This is a genomic window from Mesorhizobium sp. M0174 (assembly GCF_040322275.1).
In the GTDB taxonomy this organism is placed as follows: Bacteria; Pseudomonadota; Alphaproteobacteria; order Rhizobiales; family Rhizobiaceae; genus Mesorhizobium.
Genome location: NZ_JAMYTB010000040.1, coordinates 1 through 16,909, shown reverse-complemented (window position 1 = coordinate 16,909; position 16,909 = coordinate 1). Strand labels below are relative to the sequence as shown.

At 62.8% G+C, this 16,909-nt stretch carries 18 protein-coding genes; 10 read left to right on the top strand and 8 right to left on the bottom strand.

Annotated elements, in window-relative coordinates:
• The 7 genes from NKJ13_RS30650 to NKJ13_RS30620 form a co-directional block, all read right to left on the bottom strand.
• On the bottom strand, nt 1-959 hold a 959-nt coding region (locus NKJ13_RS30650; protein ID WP_352779366.1), incomplete at its 3' end, for an ABC transporter ATP-binding protein.
• The gene (locus tag NKJ13_RS30645) at nt 959-2,062 is read right to left on the bottom strand and encodes an ABC transporter ATP-binding protein (RefSeq protein WP_352737551.1); all 1,104 of its coding nucleotides are present in this window, start codon (nt 2,060-2,062) and stop codon (nt 959-961) included. The genes NKJ13_RS30650 and NKJ13_RS30645, both read right to left, overlap by 1 nt.
• Nucleotides 2,059-2,280, bottom strand: coding sequence for a hypothetical protein (locus tag NKJ13_RS30640; RefSeq protein ID WP_352702600.1), 222 nt, complete (start codon nt 2,278-2,280; stop codon nt 2,059-2,061). Before NKJ13_RS30640 ends, NKJ13_RS30645 begins: the two co-directional genes overlap by 4 nt.
• Complete coding sequence (locus NKJ13_RS30635) at nt 2,277-3,236, bottom strand: carbohydrate ABC transporter permease (RefSeq protein WP_352476335.1); 960 nt, start codon at nt 3,234-3,236, stop codon at nt 2,277-2,279. Before NKJ13_RS30635 ends, NKJ13_RS30640 begins: the two co-directional genes overlap by 4 nt.
• A gap of 1 nt (nt 3,237) precedes the next feature.
• Nucleotides 3,238-4,143: a carbohydrate ABC transporter permease gene (locus tag NKJ13_RS30630; RefSeq protein WP_254816733.1), complete on the bottom strand. Its 906-nt coding sequence runs from the start codon at nt 4,141-4,143 to the stop codon at nt 3,238-3,240.
• A 92-nt stretch (nt 4,144-4,235) separates the two neighbouring features.
• On the bottom strand, nt 4,236-5,552 hold the full coding sequence (locus NKJ13_RS30625) for an ABC transporter substrate-binding protein (RefSeq protein ID WP_352737552.1): 1,317 nt from the start codon (nt 5,550-5,552) through the stop codon (nt 4,236-4,238).
• 392 nt (nt 5,553-5,944) lie between these two features.
• Nucleotides 5,945-6,607, bottom strand: coding sequence for a TetR/AcrR family transcriptional regulator (locus tag NKJ13_RS30620; RefSeq protein ID WP_352737553.1), 663 nt, complete (start codon nt 6,605-6,607; stop codon nt 5,945-5,947).
• A gap of 106 nt (nt 6,608-6,713) precedes the next feature.
• On the opposite strand from NKJ13_RS30620, the gene NKJ13_RS30615 reads away from it, so the two are divergent.
• The 3 genes from NKJ13_RS30615 to NKJ13_RS30605 are packed head-to-tail and all read left to right on the top strand — an operon-like array spanning nt 6,714 to nt 9,214.
• Nucleotides 6,714-7,910 carry a Tm-1-like ATP-binding domain-containing protein gene (locus NKJ13_RS30615; protein ID WP_352737554.1) on the top strand — a complete coding sequence of 399 codons (1,197 nt, stop codon included), beginning with the start codon at nt 6,714-6,716 and terminating at the stop codon, nt 7,908-7,910.
• Nucleotides 7,911-7,921: 11 nt separating this feature from the next.
• Nucleotides 7,922-8,761 carry a phosphoenolpyruvate hydrolase family protein gene (locus NKJ13_RS30610; RefSeq protein ID WP_352506670.1) on the top strand — a complete coding sequence of 280 codons (840 nt, stop codon included), beginning with the start codon at nt 7,922-7,924 and terminating at the stop codon, nt 8,759-8,761.
• A gap of 24 nt (nt 8,762-8,785) precedes the next feature.
• Nucleotides 8,786-9,214: a cupin domain-containing protein gene (locus NKJ13_RS30605; protein WP_352691137.1), complete on the top strand. Its 429-nt coding sequence runs from the start codon at nt 8,786-8,788 to the stop codon at nt 9,212-9,214.
• On the opposite strand, the gene NKJ13_RS30600 is transcribed toward NKJ13_RS30605, so the two are convergent.
• Nucleotides 9,211-10,398 carry a M24 family metallopeptidase gene (locus NKJ13_RS30600; RefSeq protein WP_352737556.1) on the bottom strand — a complete coding sequence of 396 codons (1,188 nt, stop codon included), beginning with the start codon at nt 10,396-10,398 and terminating at the stop codon, nt 9,211-9,213. The genes NKJ13_RS30605 and NKJ13_RS30600 overlap by 4 nt on opposite strands.
• A gap of 363 nt (nt 10,399-10,761) precedes the next feature.
• On the opposite strand from NKJ13_RS30600, the gene NKJ13_RS30595 reads away from it, so the two are divergent.
• The 7 genes from NKJ13_RS30595 (at nt 10,762) to NKJ13_RS30565 (ending at nt 16,573) form a co-directional block, all read left to right on the top strand.
• Entirely contained in the window at nt 10,762-12,372 is a 1,611-nt protein-coding gene (locus NKJ13_RS30595; RefSeq protein ID WP_502901959.1) for an ABC transporter substrate-binding protein, read from the top strand.
• Nucleotides 12,373-12,639: 267 nt separating this feature from the next.
• The gene (locus NKJ13_RS30590) at nt 12,640-13,626 is read left to right on the top strand and encodes an ABC transporter permease (protein WP_352506674.1); all 987 of its coding nucleotides are present in this window, start codon (nt 12,640-12,642) and stop codon (nt 13,624-13,626) included.
• Nucleotides 13,623-14,453, top strand: a complete 831-nt coding sequence (locus tag NKJ13_RS30585) for an ABC transporter permease (RefSeq protein ID WP_352737557.1) — start codon at nt 13,623-13,625, stop codon at nt 14,451-14,453. The genes NKJ13_RS30590 and NKJ13_RS30585 overlap by 4 nt, the downstream gene beginning before the upstream one ends.
• Entirely contained in the window at nt 14,450-15,283 is an 834-nt protein-coding gene (locus NKJ13_RS30580; RefSeq protein WP_352737558.1) for an ABC transporter ATP-binding protein, read from the top strand. Before NKJ13_RS30585 ends, NKJ13_RS30580 begins: the two co-directional genes overlap by 4 nt.
• Complete coding sequence (locus tag NKJ13_RS30575) at nt 15,280-16,071, top strand: ATP-binding cassette domain-containing protein (protein ID WP_352691525.1); 792 nt, start codon at nt 15,280-15,282, stop codon at nt 16,069-16,071. Before NKJ13_RS30580 ends, NKJ13_RS30575 begins: the two co-directional genes overlap by 4 nt.
• Nucleotides 16,068-16,391 carry a hypothetical protein gene (locus NKJ13_RS30570; RefSeq protein WP_352779363.1) on the top strand — a complete coding sequence of 108 codons (324 nt, stop codon included), beginning with the start codon at nt 16,068-16,070 and terminating at the stop codon, nt 16,389-16,391. The genes NKJ13_RS30575 and NKJ13_RS30570 overlap by 4 nt, the downstream gene beginning before the upstream one ends.
• Nucleotides 16,388-16,573: a hypothetical protein gene (locus NKJ13_RS30565; protein WP_352779369.1), complete on the top strand. Its 186-nt coding sequence runs from the start codon at nt 16,388-16,390 to the stop codon at nt 16,571-16,573. Before NKJ13_RS30570 ends, NKJ13_RS30565 begins: the two co-directional genes overlap by 4 nt.
• Nucleotides 16,574-16,909: the final 336 nt, after the last annotated feature.

Genomic DNA, 16,909 nt, shown 5'->3' with positions numbered 1-16,909 from the left:
CCGGGCCGTCTCTTCCCCCCGCTTGGTTGCCCCCGTACCGCGCCCCGCCCCGCCCCCGGGGCCGGGGACTCTCTACCCCGGCCGGGGCCACTAAACCCCCCCCCGGGGGGGCCCCGGGGGGCCCCCGCGCCCGTCTTGGCACCCCCCGAAGTCTTGGCACCCCCCGCAAACGGCAATTCGAAATTGAGCGGCGCCATCACCGCACGTCCGTTGACGAGCTTGCCGTCGATGAGGTTCATCGGCGGCGAGCCGACGAAGCTTGCCACGTAGGTGTCGCGCGGATTGTTGTAGATCTCGTACGGCGTGCCGGTCTGGACGATGCGGCCATGGTTGAGCACGCCGACCTTGTCACCCATCGACATCGCCTCGATCTGATCGTGCGTCACGAACAGGAAGGTGGCGCCAAGCTGCATCTGCAGGTTCTTCAATTCGGTGCGCAGCGCCTCGCGCAATTTGGCGTCGAGCGCCGACAACGGCTCGTCCATCAGGAATACCCGCGGCTTGCGCACGATGGCGCGGCCGATCGAGACGCGCTGCATCTCGCCGCCTGAAAGCCTGTCGGTCTTGCGGTCGAGCAGATGCTCGATGCGCAGCGTCCTGGCCGCGCGGTCGACACGATCCTTGATCTCGGCATCGGGCAGCCGGCGGATCTTCGGCTTCAGCGGAAATTCGAGGTTCTGGCGCACCGTATAGCGCGGATAGAGCGAATATTGCTGCAGCACCAGCGCCACGTCGCGCTCGGCCGCGCCCCAGTCGGCGACATCGACGCCATCGATGAAGACCTGGCCTTCGCTCGGTTTTTCCAGGCCGGCAATCATGCGCAGCGTCGTCGTCTTGCCGGCGCCGGTCTCGCCAAGCAGGACGAAGAACTCGCCATCGGCGATGTCGAGATCGAGCCCGGTCAAGGCGGTGTGGTTATCAAACTTCTTTGAGATGTTCTTGAGCTGGATGTGGGCCATCAGAGTCTCACTCCCAGCGATTTGCCGCTCGCCGTGTCGAAGAAATGCGCCTGGCTGGGATCGATTCTGACGAAGACCCTTTCGCCGGGGCCGCTGATGAAGCCGCTCTTGGTGCGCGCACGCAGCATCTTGGAGCCGACCTTGAGGTCGACGATGTCGAAGGACCCGAGCGGCTCGACGATCTGCGTCTCCACCGGCAGGAACCCCTCGGCGGCTTCGCGGCGGACGAGGACGCCTTCCGGCCGGATGCCGAGCGCGAGTTGGCTGCCGGCATGGCCATTGAGCTTCGACAGCAAGGCGCGCGGGAATTCGAAGCCAGCGGCCGCATCGCCGACCGTGACCGAGGCCGATGAGGGTTTCTCGGTCACCGAAGCGTCGGCGACGTTCATCACCGGGCTGCCGACAAATTGCGCGACGAAAAGATTCGCCGGATGCGAATAGACCTCGTCCGGCGAGCCGACCTGCTGCAGTACACCTTCATGCATGATGACGATGCGGTCGGCGAGGCTCATCGCCTCGATCTGGTCGTGGGTGACATAGATGCTGGTCGAACCCTGCTTGATGTGCAGCCGCTTGATCTCGGCCCGCATCTCCTCGCGCAGCTTGGCATCGAGCGCGCCGATCGGCTCGTCCATCAGCATCGCCTTCGGCCGCCGCACCAAGGCCCGGCCGATCGCCACGCGTTGCATGTCGCCGCCCGACAGCGCGGACGGTTTCTTGGCGAGGAGATCGCTGATCTGCAGCGTCTTGGCGACCGAGCGCACCTCGCTGTCGATCTCGGCCTTGCTCTTGCGCGTCGCTCTCAGTGGAAAGGCGATGTTCTCGTAAACGCTCATATGCGGATAGAGCGAAAACGATTGGAAGACCATGGCGATGTCGCGGTCGGCGGCCTTGAGGTGCTGGACCGGCTTGCCGTCGATGAGGATGTCGCCGCCGTCGATCGTCTCCAGTCCGGCAACGGCCCTGAGTGTCGTCGTCTTGCCGCAGCCCGACTGGCCGAGCAGCACGATGAACTCGTTATCGTCGATCTTCAGGTTGAGGTCCTTGATGACCTGGACGGCGCCGAAATATTTCTGGACGCCGCGAAGCTCGATCTGGGTCAATGCTGTGCCCCCGGATTTGCCCCTTGCCCGGTGCCGGCCTTCTCCTCCGGCGCGATCTTGGAGGTGATGTTGAAGCCGACCAGGCCCATCAGGATGATGGTCACGCCGTAGCTGTGCAGCAGCATGTTCCACGGCTGGCAGAGCGCGATGATACCGAGCACCATCAGCACCTGGCTGCCCGGTTCGAGATATTTCTGGTTGATGTCGCGAAAGCTCATTTGCGGATCGCTCCGAAGGACATGCCGCGCAACAGGTGGTTGCGGAGCAGGAAGGTGAAGATCGCGACCGGCAGCAGGAACAGGAAGGTTCCGGCGGCGATCACCGTCCAGTCCGGCAGGCCGGAACCGACCTGGCTGGGGATGAAGGGCGGTGCCGTCTGGGCACGGCGGCTGGTCATGATCAGTGCGAAGGCATATTCGTTCCACGCCGTGATGAAGCAGAACACGGCGGTGGCGGCGATGCCGGTGGCGGCCTCGGGCAGCACGATCTTGAAGAAGGCCTCCATGCGCGTGTAGCCGTCGACGAGCGCCGCCTCTTCATACTCCTTCGGGATTTCGTCCATGAAGCCCTTCATCAGCCAGACCGAGAAGGACAAGTTGAAGGCGGTGTAGAGAATGATCAGGCCGACATGGGAATCGTTGAGCCCTACCGCCCGGTACATCAGGAACATTGGGATGGCGACGACCACCGGCGGCAGCATGCGCGTCGACAGGATGAAGAAGAGCAGATCCGCCTCTCCCTTCACCTTGAAGCGCGAGAAGCCATAGGCGGTGAAGGTGCCCATGCCGACGGCCAGGACGGTCGAGGTTATGGCGACGATCAGCGAGTTCATGAAACGGCTCGGATAGCCCGACCACTGCACCTGGCCCTTGCCGTCGCGCACGATCTTTTCGCCGCCATTGAAGACGACGCGCTCCCACCACGGCGCAGCCGCGTACTCCTCCGGCGACGGCGGGCTGCGCAGCTGCGAACGCTTGGTGAACAACTTGACGAAGGGCGATATCTCCGGCTGGAAAACCACCGTCGGCGGAATGGTGGTGGCGAGGTTGCGCGGCTTGAAAGCCGTCGAGGCGATCCAGTAGATCGGCGCCAGGAAGATGATCGTCACCAGCAGGACAGCGACGATGGCGACCCGGTTGAAGGTGATTTCGGAAGAAGTGCGGACTGCGGCCATCTCAGCGCTCCTTCACCTTGTTGAGGTATTTGACATAGATGTTGGTGATCGCCAGCACCATGATCAGCACGATGTAGGCGAGCGCGCAGGAACGCCCGGTCTGCCATTCCTGAAACGCCATCTTATAGAGCCGGATCGAGATCAGCTCGGCCGTCGGCTGGCTGGTGAGAATGTAGGCGAGGTCGAAGGTCTTGAACGCCTCCATGGTGCGGAAGATGACCGCGATCATCAGGATCGGCGCAACCAGCGGCAGCGTTATGCGGAAGAAGGTGTAGAACGGCCCGGCCCTGTCGATCGCGGCTGCCTCGTAGAGATGCTTGGGCACAGCCGACAGGCCGGCCAGCGACAACAGCATGACAAAGGGCGACCACATCCAGATGTCGGTCAGCGCGACCGCATAGAGCGCCATTTTCGGATTCGACAGCCATTCGAAGGTGCCGAGGCCCAGCGCATAATTGATGATGCCGAAGGACGGATCGTAGAGCAGCTTCCAGAACAGGCCGACGACGGCCATCGACAGCATCATCGGCAACAACAGAAGCGTCGTCAGCAGGCCCTTGAGCGGAATGTCGCGGTTGAGCAGCATGGCCACGCCGAAGCCGACGAGCAGCTGGCCGGCGACCGAGATGATGACGTATTTCGCGGTGATGGCGAAGTTGGACCAGACATAGGGATCGCTGAGCAGGTCGCGATAGTTTTGCAACCCGACGAAATTCGCTGCCGCGCTGGTCGAGGCTCGGAAATCGGTGAACGAATAACCCAGCGAATAGATCAGCGGGAAGATGTTGAAGACGATCAGAAACAGGATCGTCGGGATGATGAAGAGATTGCGGATCGAAATGTCGCTTAGACCGCGAGCGGCGGCCCGCGAGGACCTGTCCAGCGTGGTGATCATTGTGGTCGCCAAGACCCTGCTCCCAGTTCAGAAATCAGAAAGATTTCAAAAATCAGAAAAAGAAACGGAGGAGGCACGAGCGCCCCCTCCGTGAAACTTCATGCTTATTGGCCGCGGCCGTATTTCTTGAAGGTCGCGTTCCAGTCGGCTGCCAGTGCGTCCAGCGTCTCCTTGGCGGTGCCTTCGCCGCCGATCATGTAGGGATAGATGCGCTGGTTGAGCTGCTGCAGCAGTTCCGCATATTCCGGAACCGCCCAGAAGTCCTTTACCTTGAACATGGTCTCGTAGAACGCCTTGTTGTAGGGCGTGGCGTTCTGGAATTCGGGCGACTTGAGCACGGCGGCACTACAGGTGTAGCCGCCGAGCGCTGCCCACTTCTTCTGGGTCTCGTCCTTGATGAACCATTCCAGGAACTTCGTCGCCTCTTCCTGCTTCTGCGAGTAGGAAACGATGGAGATGCCCTGACCGCCGAGTGCGGCGAACTGGTCCCCGTTCGGGCCGGGAGGATTGGCGAAGAAACCGGTGTTCTTGGCATTCGGGTTCGACGCCTCGTTGATCAGCGAGGGGAAGAACGCGAAGTAGTTCATGCTCATTGCGGCCAGGTTTTCAGTGATCGCCTGGTTGTCCTCGACGAAGAACGACTTGGCCCAGCCCGGGGGCGTGAACTTGTAGAGTTCCTTGTAGGCGTCGAGCGCCGCGACCGCCTTGTCGGAGTTGATGAAGCCATCGACCTTGTAGGTCTTATAGTCACCCAGCTCGCCGCCAAAGGAGAACAGCGCGTTTTCGAAGCCCATCGCCATCGCGTCGTAGGAATTGTCGGTGTAGATGGCTATGCCGTATTTCTTCTGGTCCGGACGGTGGAAGAATTCGGCGATGTCGCGCAAAGCCTTCCAGTCCTTCGGCACGTCGAGATCGTAGCCATACTTGGCCTTGAAGGCTTCCTTTTCCTTGGGGTCTTCGAACCAGTCCTTGCGATAGGACCAGCCGACGGCGTCGCCTTCGAGCGGAATGGCCCAGTATTTGCTGCTGCCGCCCGGATATTCGGCATAGTATTTCACCGTGGCCGGTGCCATCACTTCACCGACCTTGTGCTTGTTGAAGAAGTCGGTCAGGTCGACATAGTGGCCACCGGTCGAGCCGGCACCGAGCCATTGCGAGTCGCCGACGACCATATCGTAGGCGTCGCCATGGGCGTTGAACTCGGTGAAGGCCTTGGTCTGGAAGTCGGGCCACGGTGTGGTTTCCACCGTGATCTTGACGCCGGTTTCCTTCTCGTACTCGTTGCCGAGTTCCTGCAGGTAATTGGCCGGATCCCATTCCGCCCAGAAGATTGTAAGTTCCTTTTCCTGCGCGTAGACGGACGTTCCGCAGGCGAGCACTAGGCCGATACCAGCAAGCAAGCTGGTCATTGTCTTGCGCATAATGATTTCCTCCCTTGTGCGCATTCTACCGTTCATGAGAACCGGCATCGAGGCCGGCCCTGGTAGTCCTCCCGTGAGGGCACCGTTCCGGTTTTTGAGCCTCCTCGTTCGACCGAAACGGATATTAGCCTTCACCCTTTTGATCCGCTTTATTTGTCCTGATCTGGTATTACCAATTCCAGAGGAACGTCAAGCCCTTTCTTGGACGGCGACGGACACGCAGACAAGTTGGTTTCTGCGATATCTGCCTGTTTTCCCTGAATTTTCCTACTCTTTGATACATAAATGCCTTGCTTGGACCGCTGCATCGGTAGTAGCATGAATAGTCAGGTTGAAAATCTGGTCGAACCAGATTGACGTTATCTAGCGGCCGACGTCGGCGCGATCCCATCTCATTCAGTCACCGATTCCGTCACCGCCGCGCGCACCAGAGCGCCGGCCGCCCATTGCGCGACCGACATCATGCGGCGGCTATCCAGTCCCCATATATCCTTCAAAACGATCAGCACCTCAACGCCGAAGATCAGCGACAGCGCCTGCGCGAGCCGCTTGAATTCGCGCGGCGGCAACTGGCCCTTGAGTGGCGCGATCGCATCCTTCAAAAGCTCGATGCGATGGCCGCGCGTGAAGGCCGGTTCGCCGCCCAGCGTGCCTGCCTGTCGCTGTGCCCACTGGTCGAGCGACAGTTTCAGCGCCGCCTTGAACGTCGCTTCGAAGGCCTCGATGCGCGGCATGGCGGTGTCGAACAGCTCGGCCACCCGGCGCTCCGGATCGGCAGAGCTCGATTGCCAGGTAAGGATCGGCCCGAGCCCTTCGTCGACCACCGCCTGCACCAGCGCCGCCTGGCTCGGAAAATACCGATAAGCGGTGGCGCGCGAGACTTCCGCTGCTTCCGCCACCTCGCTGACGGAGGGCGTGGCGCCCGCCTGCATCAGCTTTGTCGCCGTCTCCAGCATCAGCCGCTTGGTGCGCGCGCGGGCCCCGCGCTCAGCCCGCGGGCTGGCGCCTTGGCCGGCGTCGTCGTTCACTCTCGCTTGTTGACGTGAGACATCCATGTCAATACGATACGCGCGTCTCAAAAAATTGCAATGGCCCTTCGCCCATCGAACGGCCAGGCAAAGGGGCGGCAGCGCCGAACACGCCCAAGACCGGGGAAACGCGATGAAGCGCATCTATGTGGTGGGCACCGCCGACACCAAGGGCGAGGAACTCGCATTTCTGTCCGATGCGGTCGCCGCTACCGGCGCTTCGATTGCCCGTGTCGACATCGGAACACGCGGCGCGACCGTGCCGGTCGACATTTCGGCCGACGAGGTCGCCAGCCACCATTCCGAGGGTCGCAATGCCGTGCTCGGCGTCGACGATCGCGGCACCGCTGTGGCGGCAATGGCTGCCGCCTTTGCCCGGTTTGTTCAATCGCGCAGCGACATTGCCGGGATTGTCGGTATCGGCGGCGGTGGCGGCACCTCGATCATCACCGCAGGCATGCGCACGCTGCCGCTCGGCCTGCCCAAGATCATGGTTTCGACCTTGGCTTCCGGCGACACCGGACCTTATGTCGGCATCTCCGACATCGTCATGATGCCGTCGGTGACCGACATTGCCGGCCTCAACCGGCTTTCGCGTGTCGTGCTGCACAATGCCGCCCAGGCGATATCAGGCATGGCGACAAAGCCGGCGCCGCCGCCCGACGGCAAACCGTCGCTCGGCCTCACCATGTTCGGCGTCACCACGCCGTGCGTGACCGCCGTCGCCGACGAGCTTCGTTCGACCTATGACTGCATGGTCTTTCATGCCACCGGAACCGGCGGCCGCACTATGGAAAAATTGGCCGACAGCGGCCTGTTGTCCGGCGTCATCGACATCACAACGACCGAAGTCTGCGACTTGCTGTTTGGCGGCGTGCTGCCGGCGACCGAAGATCGCTTTGGCGCCATCGCCCGCACCAGGCTGCCTTATGTCGGCTCGGTCGGCGCGCTCGACATGGTCAATTTCTGGGCGCCGCCGACAATTCCGGAACGCTATCGCGGCCGGCTGTTCTATGAGCACAATCCAAACGTCACACTGATGCGCACCACTGCCGACGAAAGCAGAACGATCGGCGAATGGATCGGGACAAGGCTGAGCCTCTGCCAGGGTCCGGTTCGTTTCCTCATTCCGGAGAAAGGCGTGTCGGCGCTCGACATCGAAGGCGGCGCCTTCTTCGACCCTGAAGCCGATGCCGCTTTGTTCGAGGCGATCGAGCGTACCATCAAACCCGCCAAAACGCGGCGCGTGCTGCGCCTGCCGCTGCACATCAACGATCCGGAATTCGCCTGGGCCGCCACAACGGCCTTCCTCGACATCGCCAGACAGTGAGACACCAAGACATGGCCGCCATACCGCGCAAGAAAATCCTGGAGAAATTCCGCATGATGATTGCGGATGGCGTGCCGATCGTCGGCGGCGGTGCCGGCACCGGCCTGTCGGCCAAGGCCGAGGAAGCCGGCGGCATCGACCTGATCATCATCTACAATTCCGGCCGCTACCGCATGGCCGGGCGCGGCTCGGCCGCCGGCCTGCTCGCCTATGGCAACGCCAACGAGATCGTCAAGGAGATGGCCTACGAAGTGCTGCCGGTGGTGAAGAAGACGCCGGTGCTGGCCGGCGTCAACGGCACTGATCCCTTCGTCATCATGCCGCTGCTTTTGGCCGAGTTGAAGACGATGGGCTTTTCCGGCGTCCAGAATTTTCCGACCATCGGCCTGTTCGACGGCCAGATGCGGCGGAGTTTTGAAGAAACCGGCATGGGCTTCGGGCTCGAGATCGACATGATCGCCGAGGCTCACAGACTCGACCTGTTGACCACGCCCTATGTCTTCAACCCAGACGAGGCGCGCGCCATGACAACAGCCGGCGCCGACATCGTCGTCGCCCATATGGGGGTGACCACCGGCGGCTCGATCGGCGCGACGTCGGCTAAATCGCTGGACGACTGTGTCAGCGAGATCGACGCCATCGCCAAAGCGGCACGCTCAGTGCGCGAGGATATAATCCTGCTTTGCCATGGCGGGCCGATCTCGATGCCGGACGACGCCAGATATATTCTCGAGCGCTGCAAGGGCCTGCACGGGTTCTATGGCGCCAGTTCGATGGAGCGGCTGCCGGCGGAAGCCTCGATCGCCAGGCAGACGGCGGATTTCAAGGCCGTCACGTTCGGCGCTGCGTAGAGACCAGCAAAAGAAGGTGGGACGATGACCGACAACAGCAAGGTGTTCGTATATCCAAAAGACGTCAGCGCCTTCGGCTTCGACTGGGGCAGGCTGTCGCTGACGGTCGCTCCCGAAGTGAACGGCGCAAAGCGATTTTCCGGTGGTGTCGTCGACCTCCCGTCGGGCAAGGGCCATACGCGTCATAACCATCCGGGTGCGGAGGAGATCATCTTCGTCATCTCAGGCGATGGCGAGCAGATGGTCGAGGACGAGAAAGGCAACCCGGTCGTCGAGAAAGTCGGCCCCGGCTGCACCATCTATGTGCCGGAAAGCCGCTTCCACTCGACGCTCAATACCGGCGATGGGCCGATGCAGCTTTTCGTCGTCTATTCGCCGGCCGGGCCGGAACTGGCGTTGCGGGAGTTGCCGGATTTCAGGTTGATCCCGCCGGGCGGGGATAGAAGCGCCTAACCCCCGCCCGCGTTCCAGCCCCGGCCCCGATCGCCGAACATCACGTACCCTGTGTCGGTGACCGCCACCGTGTCCTCCAGCTTGATGAAGCCGCGCGTCGGGTGGAGCATGGTCGTCTCGACCGAAAGCACCATGTTCTTCTCCAGCGGCTTTGCGGCATAGGTGCCTTCATAGGTCACCGGATGGTTGGTCATCAGGAACGGCGCTTCATGCGTGATCAGCCCCATGCCATGCGCGAAGAAATCGGTATAGGGCGCAACCTTCGACTTCTTCAGCACGCCTTCGGCATGAGAAATCATGTCACCGCCCAGCGTGCCCGCCTTGACCTTGGAGAAGGCCGCCTGCTGCACTGTCTCGATCTCGGCCAGCAGATCCTCGAGTTCGGCGTCAGGCTCGCCCAGCACGCCCATGCGGCAAAGGTCGCCGATATAGCCGTGGTAGTTGCCGCCGGAATCGATCGACATCACCTCGCCCCGTTTCCACGCCTGCGGCGAGGCGGCGCGGTTGTGGCTGGAGCCTAGCGTCAACAGGCAATATTCGAAATGCGCGCCGCGATTGGTCTCCTCGCGCCTGAGCTGTTCGATGATCTCGCTCTTGGTCGTGCCTTCGCGTGCCCAGCCGATGGTCGCCAGCATGGAATCGGTGATCAGCTCGGAGGCGATGCGCAGCTTCTCCAACTCGGCCTCGGTTTTGATTGCGCGCATGCGCTCCAGCATATCAGTCGCATCGATCAGCTTGGCATCCGGCAGCGCGTTGCGGATCAGCATATAGGCGTCGGACGGCAGGAAGGCGGGCTCGATGCCGACGCGGGCATTGCCCTTGCCGATCTTTCGCAAATGCTCGACCGCCAGGTTGGCGGCATCGAGCGTGCCCCAGCAGGCGGCATGCAGTGTCGGCGTCCAGAATGGATGGTTCTGGTGCTCGCCGCCTTCCATGCGGTTGCCGATATAGGCGGCATGCTCCGGCCCACCTTTCTCATAGACGACGACAGGCAGATAACGGCTGTGGCCGATCGCATCCATGGCGGCGAAGAAGATGAACTTGTAGCCGCCAAGCAGATACTGCGTGTTGTGCTTGGAGGTGGCGAGCAGCACGTCGATGCCGGCCTCCTCCATCAGCCCGTCCACCCGAGCCTGGTCGAACGGCACGCCGCCGACGGCATTCTTGCCTGGGGCAATGTTCATGTCTCTCTCCCTGAAATCCCTTGGCCGGCCGCTCGCCGGCACCGGCTTTCCGGCTCTGACCCTCGGCTATGCTTAATCTGCATCATTTTGCCCGATCTGGTCCAGCCAGAACGGGCGAACCAGCCCCAAAGCTGGTCCACCTGCTGCACTTTACTCCAGTCTGGGTCCTGCCAGAACCGCGCATCGAACCGTTTCCGTACAACTGGTCCAACGGACGGAAATTTCAAAGCCACGTGAGGATGCGCCAATTCCGTCTTTGGCGAAACCCCGCACAAGGCCCATAATCAGCCGTGCAGGATGCTTACGAGCGTCCGAGGGGTACGGCGGACCCGGCCGGGTCCGCGGAGAGGACGGAGTTCGATCATGCCAGAGTTCACCATTTCCAGACGTACGATGCTTGCGGGTTCGGCATTGCTGCTGGCCTCCACCGCGATGCCGACGATCGGGTCGGCGCAGACGCCGAAAAAGGGCGGACGACTGGTTGTCGCCGCTGATTCCGAGCCGCGCAATCTCAATCCGGCGATCGTCGCCTCGAACGGCGTCTTCTTCATTTCGAGCAAGATCGTAGAAACCTTGGCTGAGGCCTCCTTTGAGGGCAAGGACGGGCTCGATCCGCGCCTGGCACTCAGCTGGGAAGGTGCCGCCGACGGCCTATCGGTGACGTTCAAGCTGCGCGAGGGCGTCAAATGGCATGACGGTAAACCTTTCACCTCCGGCGATGTCGCGTTCTCGGCGCTGCATATCTGGAAGCCGCTGCAGAATCTCGGCCGCACCGTGTTCAAGGATCTGGAGGCGGTCGACACGCCGGACGAAGCCACCGCCGTGTTCAAATTCGCCAAGCCGACACCGTTCCAACTGATCCGCAACGCCTTGCCGGCGCTGAGCAGCGTGGTGCCCAAGCACATCTACGAGACCGGAAAGATCGAGGACAACCCGGCCAACAACGCCCCGGTCGGCACCGGCCCGTTCAAATTCGCCGAATACAAACCCGGCGAATATTACCGGCTGGAGAAGAATACGGATTATTGGGGCAAGGACGAGCCCTATCTCGACGAGATCATCTATCAGGTGCTGCCGGACCGCACAGCAGCGGCCAGCGCGCTCGAGGCCGAAGAGATCCAGCTCGCCGCCTTCTCTGCCGTGCCCCTCGCCGATCTCGACCGCATCTCCAAAGTGCCCGGCCTCAAGGTGATCACCGAAGGCTACGAAGGGCTGACTTACCAACTCGTCGTCGAGATCAACCATCGCCGCAAGGAGCTGGCCGACCTGAAAGTGCGCCAGGCGATCGCTCACGCCATCGACAAGGATTTCGTCGTCAAGACGGTGTTTCTCGGCTATGCCGCCACCGCCACTGGCCCGGTGCCGAAAAACGACCCGCAATTCTACACCGCCGACGTGCCGACGTACGCCTTCGACCTCGTCAAGGCCAACACCTTGCTGGACGAGGCCGGCTACAGCCGAGGCGATGACGGCAAGCGCTTTTCACTGAAACTGCTGCCGGCGCCCTATTTCAACGAGACCAAGCAGTTCGGCGACTATCTGCGCCAGGCGCTCGCCGCCATCGGCATCGACGCTCATCTGGTCAACAACGACTCGGCCGCGCATATCAAGGCTGTTTACACCGACCACGCCTTCGACCTTGCGGTCGGGCCGCCGGTGTTCCGCGGCGATCCTGCGATCTCGACCACCATCCTGGTGCAGAGCGGCATTCCAGACGGCGTGCCCTTCTCCAACCAAGGCGGCTATAAGAACGCCGAACTCGATGCCCTGATCGCCAAGGCATCGGAGACGCTCGACACCGCCGCCCGCACCGAACTCTACAAGGAGTTCCAGAGAAAAGTTGCCGCCGACCTGCCACTGATCAACGTCGCCGAATGGAGTTTCATCAGCGTCGCACGTGATACGGTCAAGAACATCGCCAACAATCCGCGCTGGGCGGTATCGAACTGGGCGGACACTTGGCTGGAGGGGTAAGGAAGTCTCTCCAGACTTGCGCGCCGCTTGTGTGCTCAGCTTCAACGATGAGAGCTTTTTCGCGCCCCCCTCTGTCCTGCCGGACATCTCCCCCACAAGGAGGGAGATTGGCAGCTTTGGCGTTGCCGGCCGTCTTGCAACGCTGGAGATTGGCGAAAGCGACAATGACAGCTGATCTCCCCCCTTGTGGGGGAGATGTCCGGCAGGACAGAGGGGGCGCCGTAGAGCGCGGCACCGAAGACTTGGCTCTCCTATCGGCGTTATGCCATGACCCGCGCTGTCATCCTCCTTCGCCGCCGTCTCGTCGGCAGCATCTTCGTGCTGCTGATTGTCGTCATCGGCACCTTCCTGTTACTCGAAGCCGCTCCCGGCGACGCGGTCGATGCCTACATCGTCTCGACCGGCGGCGACGCCGGGATGATCGAGCTGTTGCGTCACCGCTGGGGTCTCGACCAGACGGAACTGACGCGGCTCGCCAATTATCTTTGGGCGCTGCTGCATCTCGATCTCGGCCAATCGGTCACCTTTTCGCGGCCGATCCGCGACGTCATCCTCGAGCGCCTGCCCAACACGCTGCTGTTGATGGGCAGCGCCACCGCGCTCTCCTTCGGTCTCGGCTCGGCACTCGGCATCTATGCCGGCGCCAGGCCCGGCAGTTTTCGCGATCGCTTTCTGTCCATCGGTTCGCTGGCGCTCTATGCCGTGCCGGGCTTCTGGCTTGGGCTGGTGCTGATCATCGTCTTTGCCGTCGACCTGCGATGGTTTCCGATCGGCGGGATCGAGAGTATCGCCTCGGCCCGGACCGGCCTCGATCGCGCCGCCGATATCGCCCGCCATCTCGTCCTGCCGGTTTCGGCGCTCGGCTTCATCTATCTCGCGCTCTATCTGCGCATGATGCGCGCCGGCATGGCCGAGGTCTGGCGACAGGATTTTGTGCTGGCCGCCCGCGCCAGGGGACTTTCCCGCCGCCGCATCGTGCTCGCTCACGTCGCCCGCAATGCGCTGTTGCCGCTGGTCACCATGCTTGGCCTGCAGTCCGCGCAGATGTTGGGCGGCAGCGTCGTTATCGAAAGCGTCTTTTCCGTGCCAGGCCTTGGCCGGCTGGCGCAGGAAGCGGTGGCGGCACGCGACACGCCGTTGCTGCTCGGCATCATTCTCATCAGCGCCGTCCTGGTCGTCATCATCAACCTTCTCGTCGACATCGCCTACGCCGTCCTTGATCCGCGCGTCGGGGCCAGTGAGGCCGGCGCGTGAGCCCGCTTCGCCGCTTTCTTCGCACGCCGGAAGCGATCGCCGGCGCGGTCATCCTGACGGCGCTGTCTGCCGTGGCGCTTGCCGCACCTTTGTTCTTTCCGAGCGATCCGCAGGCCATTGCCGGGCCGGCATTGCTGTCGCCGTTCCAGGACTGGTCGCTGCCACTCGGTACCGACCGCCTCGGCCGTGACGTGCTGGCCGAGCTTTTCCACGGCGCCCGCACCTCGCTCGCGGTCGGCCTGGCAGCAGCAGCCACCGCGCTTGTCGTCGGCGCCGTAATCGGCACGTTGGCCGGTTTTGCCGGCGGCCTTGTCGACGAGGTGCTGATGCGCATCACCGACGCTTTCCAGACCGTCCCAGCCTTCCTGCTGGCTTTGGCTTTCGTCAGCATTGTCGGGCCGTCGCTCGGCGTCGTCGTCACTGCGATCGCGCTGGGCGCCTGGACCGGACCGGCACGCGTGACGCGGGCCGAAGTGCTGTCGATCCGCGAGCGCGATTTTGTTGCCGGCGCCCGCGTCATCGGCATGCATCCGCTGGAGATCGCCTTTCGCGAGGTGCTGCCCAACGCGCTGCCGCCGGTACTGGCCTTGTCGTCGGTGATCGTCGCCGCGGCTATTCTCACCGAAGCGGCATTGTCTTTTCTCGGCCTCGGCGACCCCAACCGCGTGACCTGGGGCGGCATGATCGCCGAAGGCCGCGCCGTGCTGCGCACCGCGCCCTTCCTCTCGATCGTTCCGGGAATAGCACTCGTGCTGACCGTGCTCGGCGTCTATCTCGCCGGCGAAGGCGTCGTCGAGACGACATCGGTGAGGAGGAGCCTGTCGTGACGGCGCTTGCTTCGATCCGCAATCTGACGGTGACCTATCGCCGCGACGGCGCCGAGGTGGCGGCGCTGAAACATATCAGCTTCGATGTCGCCGCCGGCGAGCGCCTCGCCATCATCGGCGAGAGCGGCTCGGGCAAGAGCACGTTGGCGCTGGCGATTGCTGGGCTGCTGCCGGCCAGTGCCAAGATCGGCGGAGCGATCGAGTGGCAGATGACGGAATTTCGATCGTCTCATTCGAAAGATCATCAATCTTTCCTTGTTCTCAATAGCCTTCCTCTCGGAGGCCGTGATATCGGCTTCGTTTTCCAGGACCCATCCGCCAGTCTCGATCCGGTCATGCCAATCGGCAAGCAGATCGCGGAAGTCGCGCGCACGCATCTCGGACTTGACTGGCGACACGCCTATGCCAGAGCAAAAGCCTTGCTCGAACGCGTCCGTCTGCCCGACCTCGATGCCGCTCTGCGCGCCTTTCCACATCAGCTCTCCGGCGGCCAGAAGCAGCGCGTGGCGATCGCCGCCGCGATCGCGGCCGGGCCGAAACTGCTGATCGCCGACGAGGCGACCAGTGCCCTGGACACCATCGTGCAGGCCGAAATCGTCGGGCTGATCCGGCGACTCGTGACCGAGGACGGCATGACGCTGCTGTTCATCAGCCACGACATTGGGCTGGCCGCTGAGCTTGGAGAGCGCATCGCCGTGTTCCGGCATGGCGAGCTGCTCGAGCTCGGTGCGACGGCGCAGGTGGTCAGTGCGCCGCGTCACGCGTACACAAGGGCGCTGCTCGACGCCAATCTCGGCCTAGACGCCGAGCCGCTGCTGCAGCGAACATGACCAGTCCGCTGCTCGCCGTTTCCGGCCTGACCAAACGATACAGTAGCGGCGGCAAGATCATCGCCGCGGCCGACGATGTTTCCTTCCACATCGAGTATGGCGAGACGCTGGCGCTGGCCGGACCTTCCGGCAGCGGCAAATCGACGATCGCTCGGCTCATACTGCGGCTCATCGAAGCCGATGCTGGCCGAATCGAATTTGAAGGCAGTGATTTCCTGTCGTTGAACGGCGCTGCGTTGCGCGACCGGCGCGCTCGTCTGCAGACGGTGTTTCAGGATCCGCTCGCCGCCTTGAACCCACGCGCCACGGTGGCACGTGTGCTCGACGACCCCTTGCGCATCCATCACATCGCCTCTCGCGCCGAACGCCCGCGCCGTATCGTCGCTCTGCTGGAACGCGTCGGCCTCAGCGCCGGTCTCGCCGGCCGCGCCATTCACGAAATCTCCGGCGGTCAGCGCCAGCGCGTTGCAATCGCCCGCGCCATCGCCACGAAACCGTCGCTGGTCGTGCTCGACGAGGCGGTGTCGGCGCTCGACGTTTCGGTGCGCGCGCAGATCCTGCGGCTGCTGCTCGACCTTCAACGCGAGGAGCGCATCGCCTATCTCTTCATTTCGCACGATCTCGGCGTCGTCCGTGCCATCGCCCACCGCATCGCCATTCTGGACGGCGGGCGGATTGCCGAGAGCGGCGATGCCCGCACCGTCATCGACGCGCCGCAATCCGCGATCGGCAAGGCGCTGGTGGCGGCAGCGCCAAGACTGTCGAGGATCGAACGGGACGCATCATGACCGACGCCGAAGCCCGAGCCGAAAAACTGTCACGCGAACTCGATTCCGCCTTCCGCAACCGTGCCGATCTCTATCGTCTGTTGCTCGACGAGCTAACCGCGGAAGTTGGCGCGGAAAAGGCTGAGGCGATCATGATCCGCACCATTGAACGGCGAGGCAGGGAGGTTGCGGCGGCGGCCTTCGCCGATTTCGGCCCCAACGACGCACCGGCGATCGGCGAGGCGTTCCTGGCCGTCAGCCCGGATGGCGGTCGCATGTATCCGACCGACGTCGAACGCGGTCCGGACCGCATTGCCTCAAGGTCAGGCGCTGCCCGCTGAAGGACGCCTGGGTCGAAGCCGGCGTCGACGACGAGAAACTCGCCACGCTCTGCCGCATCGCCGGCGCCTTCGATCGCGGCCTGTTCGAGGCTACCGGGGTACGCTTCGACAATGTCACCTGGACACCGGGCCACGGTTTCGGCTGCTGCCACATCGCTTTGACCAACCGGGATGCCGGTTAGAGCTACAACTCGAGCCATGTCGGCGAAGACGTAGAGTTCCGTTCCGTTGGGCAGCACAGAGCCAACAAAAACTCCCAGCGGCGTAAGGCCACGGCAATCAAATCAATCCGAGACTTGTCGGAATTGCGGCATCCTTGTTCGTCTTCCGTAGGGAGTTCCTGGAGGTGAATTATGAGCGAATTGCCGGTGGTCAAAACGAGACGCAAAGGCAAGACCCTTATGCAGAGCATGCTTGACGTTGCCCCCAGTTTCTATCCAGTTTTGAGTTCGTTTCCGGCGTGGGTTGTGCCCTGCTGGGCGGGTGAAGCGACGGGCGCTGGCGCGGAGCCTTTGGCG

Coding starts and splice junctions, on each gene's coding strand:
- NKJ13_RS30640 (WP_352702600.1), bottom strand. CDS start 2,280: ATGAGCTTTCGCGACATCAACCAGAAATATCTCGAACCGGGCAGCCAG.
- NKJ13_RS30635 (WP_352476335.1), bottom strand. CDS start 3,236: ATGGCCGCAGTCCGCACTTCTTCCGAAATCACCTTCAACCGGGTCGCC.
- NKJ13_RS30625 (WP_352737552.1), bottom strand. CDS start 5,552: ATGCGCAAGACAATGACCAGCTTGCTTGCTGGTATCGGCCTAGTGCTC.
- NKJ13_RS30620 (WP_352737553.1), bottom strand. CDS start 6,607: ATGGATGTCTCACGTCAACAAGCGAGAGTGAACGACGACGCCGGCCAA.
- NKJ13_RS30615 (WP_352737554.1), top strand. CDS start 6,714: ATGAAGCGCATCTATGTGGTGGGCACCGCCGACACCAAGGGCGAGGAA.
- NKJ13_RS30610 (WP_352506670.1), top strand. CDS start 7,922: ATGGCCGCCATACCGCGCAAGAAAATCCTGGAGAAATTCCGCATGATG.
- NKJ13_RS30605 (WP_352691137.1), top strand. CDS start 8,786: ATGACCGACAACAGCAAGGTGTTCGTATATCCAAAAGACGTCAGCGCC.
- NKJ13_RS30600 (WP_352737556.1), bottom strand. CDS start 10,398: ATGAACATTGCCCCAGGCAAGAATGCCGTCGGCGGCGTGCCGTTCGAC.
- NKJ13_RS30595 (WP_502901959.1), top strand. CDS start 10,762: ATGCCAGAGTTCACCATTTCCAGACGTACGATGCTTGCGGGTTCGGCA.
- NKJ13_RS30590 (WP_352506674.1), top strand. CDS start 12,640: ATGACCCGCGCTGTCATCCTCCTTCGCCGCCGTCTCGTCGGCAGCATC.
- NKJ13_RS30575 (WP_352691525.1), top strand. CDS start 15,280: ATGACCAGTCCGCTGCTCGCCGTTTCCGGCCTGACCAAACGATACAGT.
- NKJ13_RS30570 (WP_352779363.1), top strand. CDS start 16,068: ATGACCGACGCCGAAGCCCGAGCCGAAAAACTGTCACGCGAACTCGAT.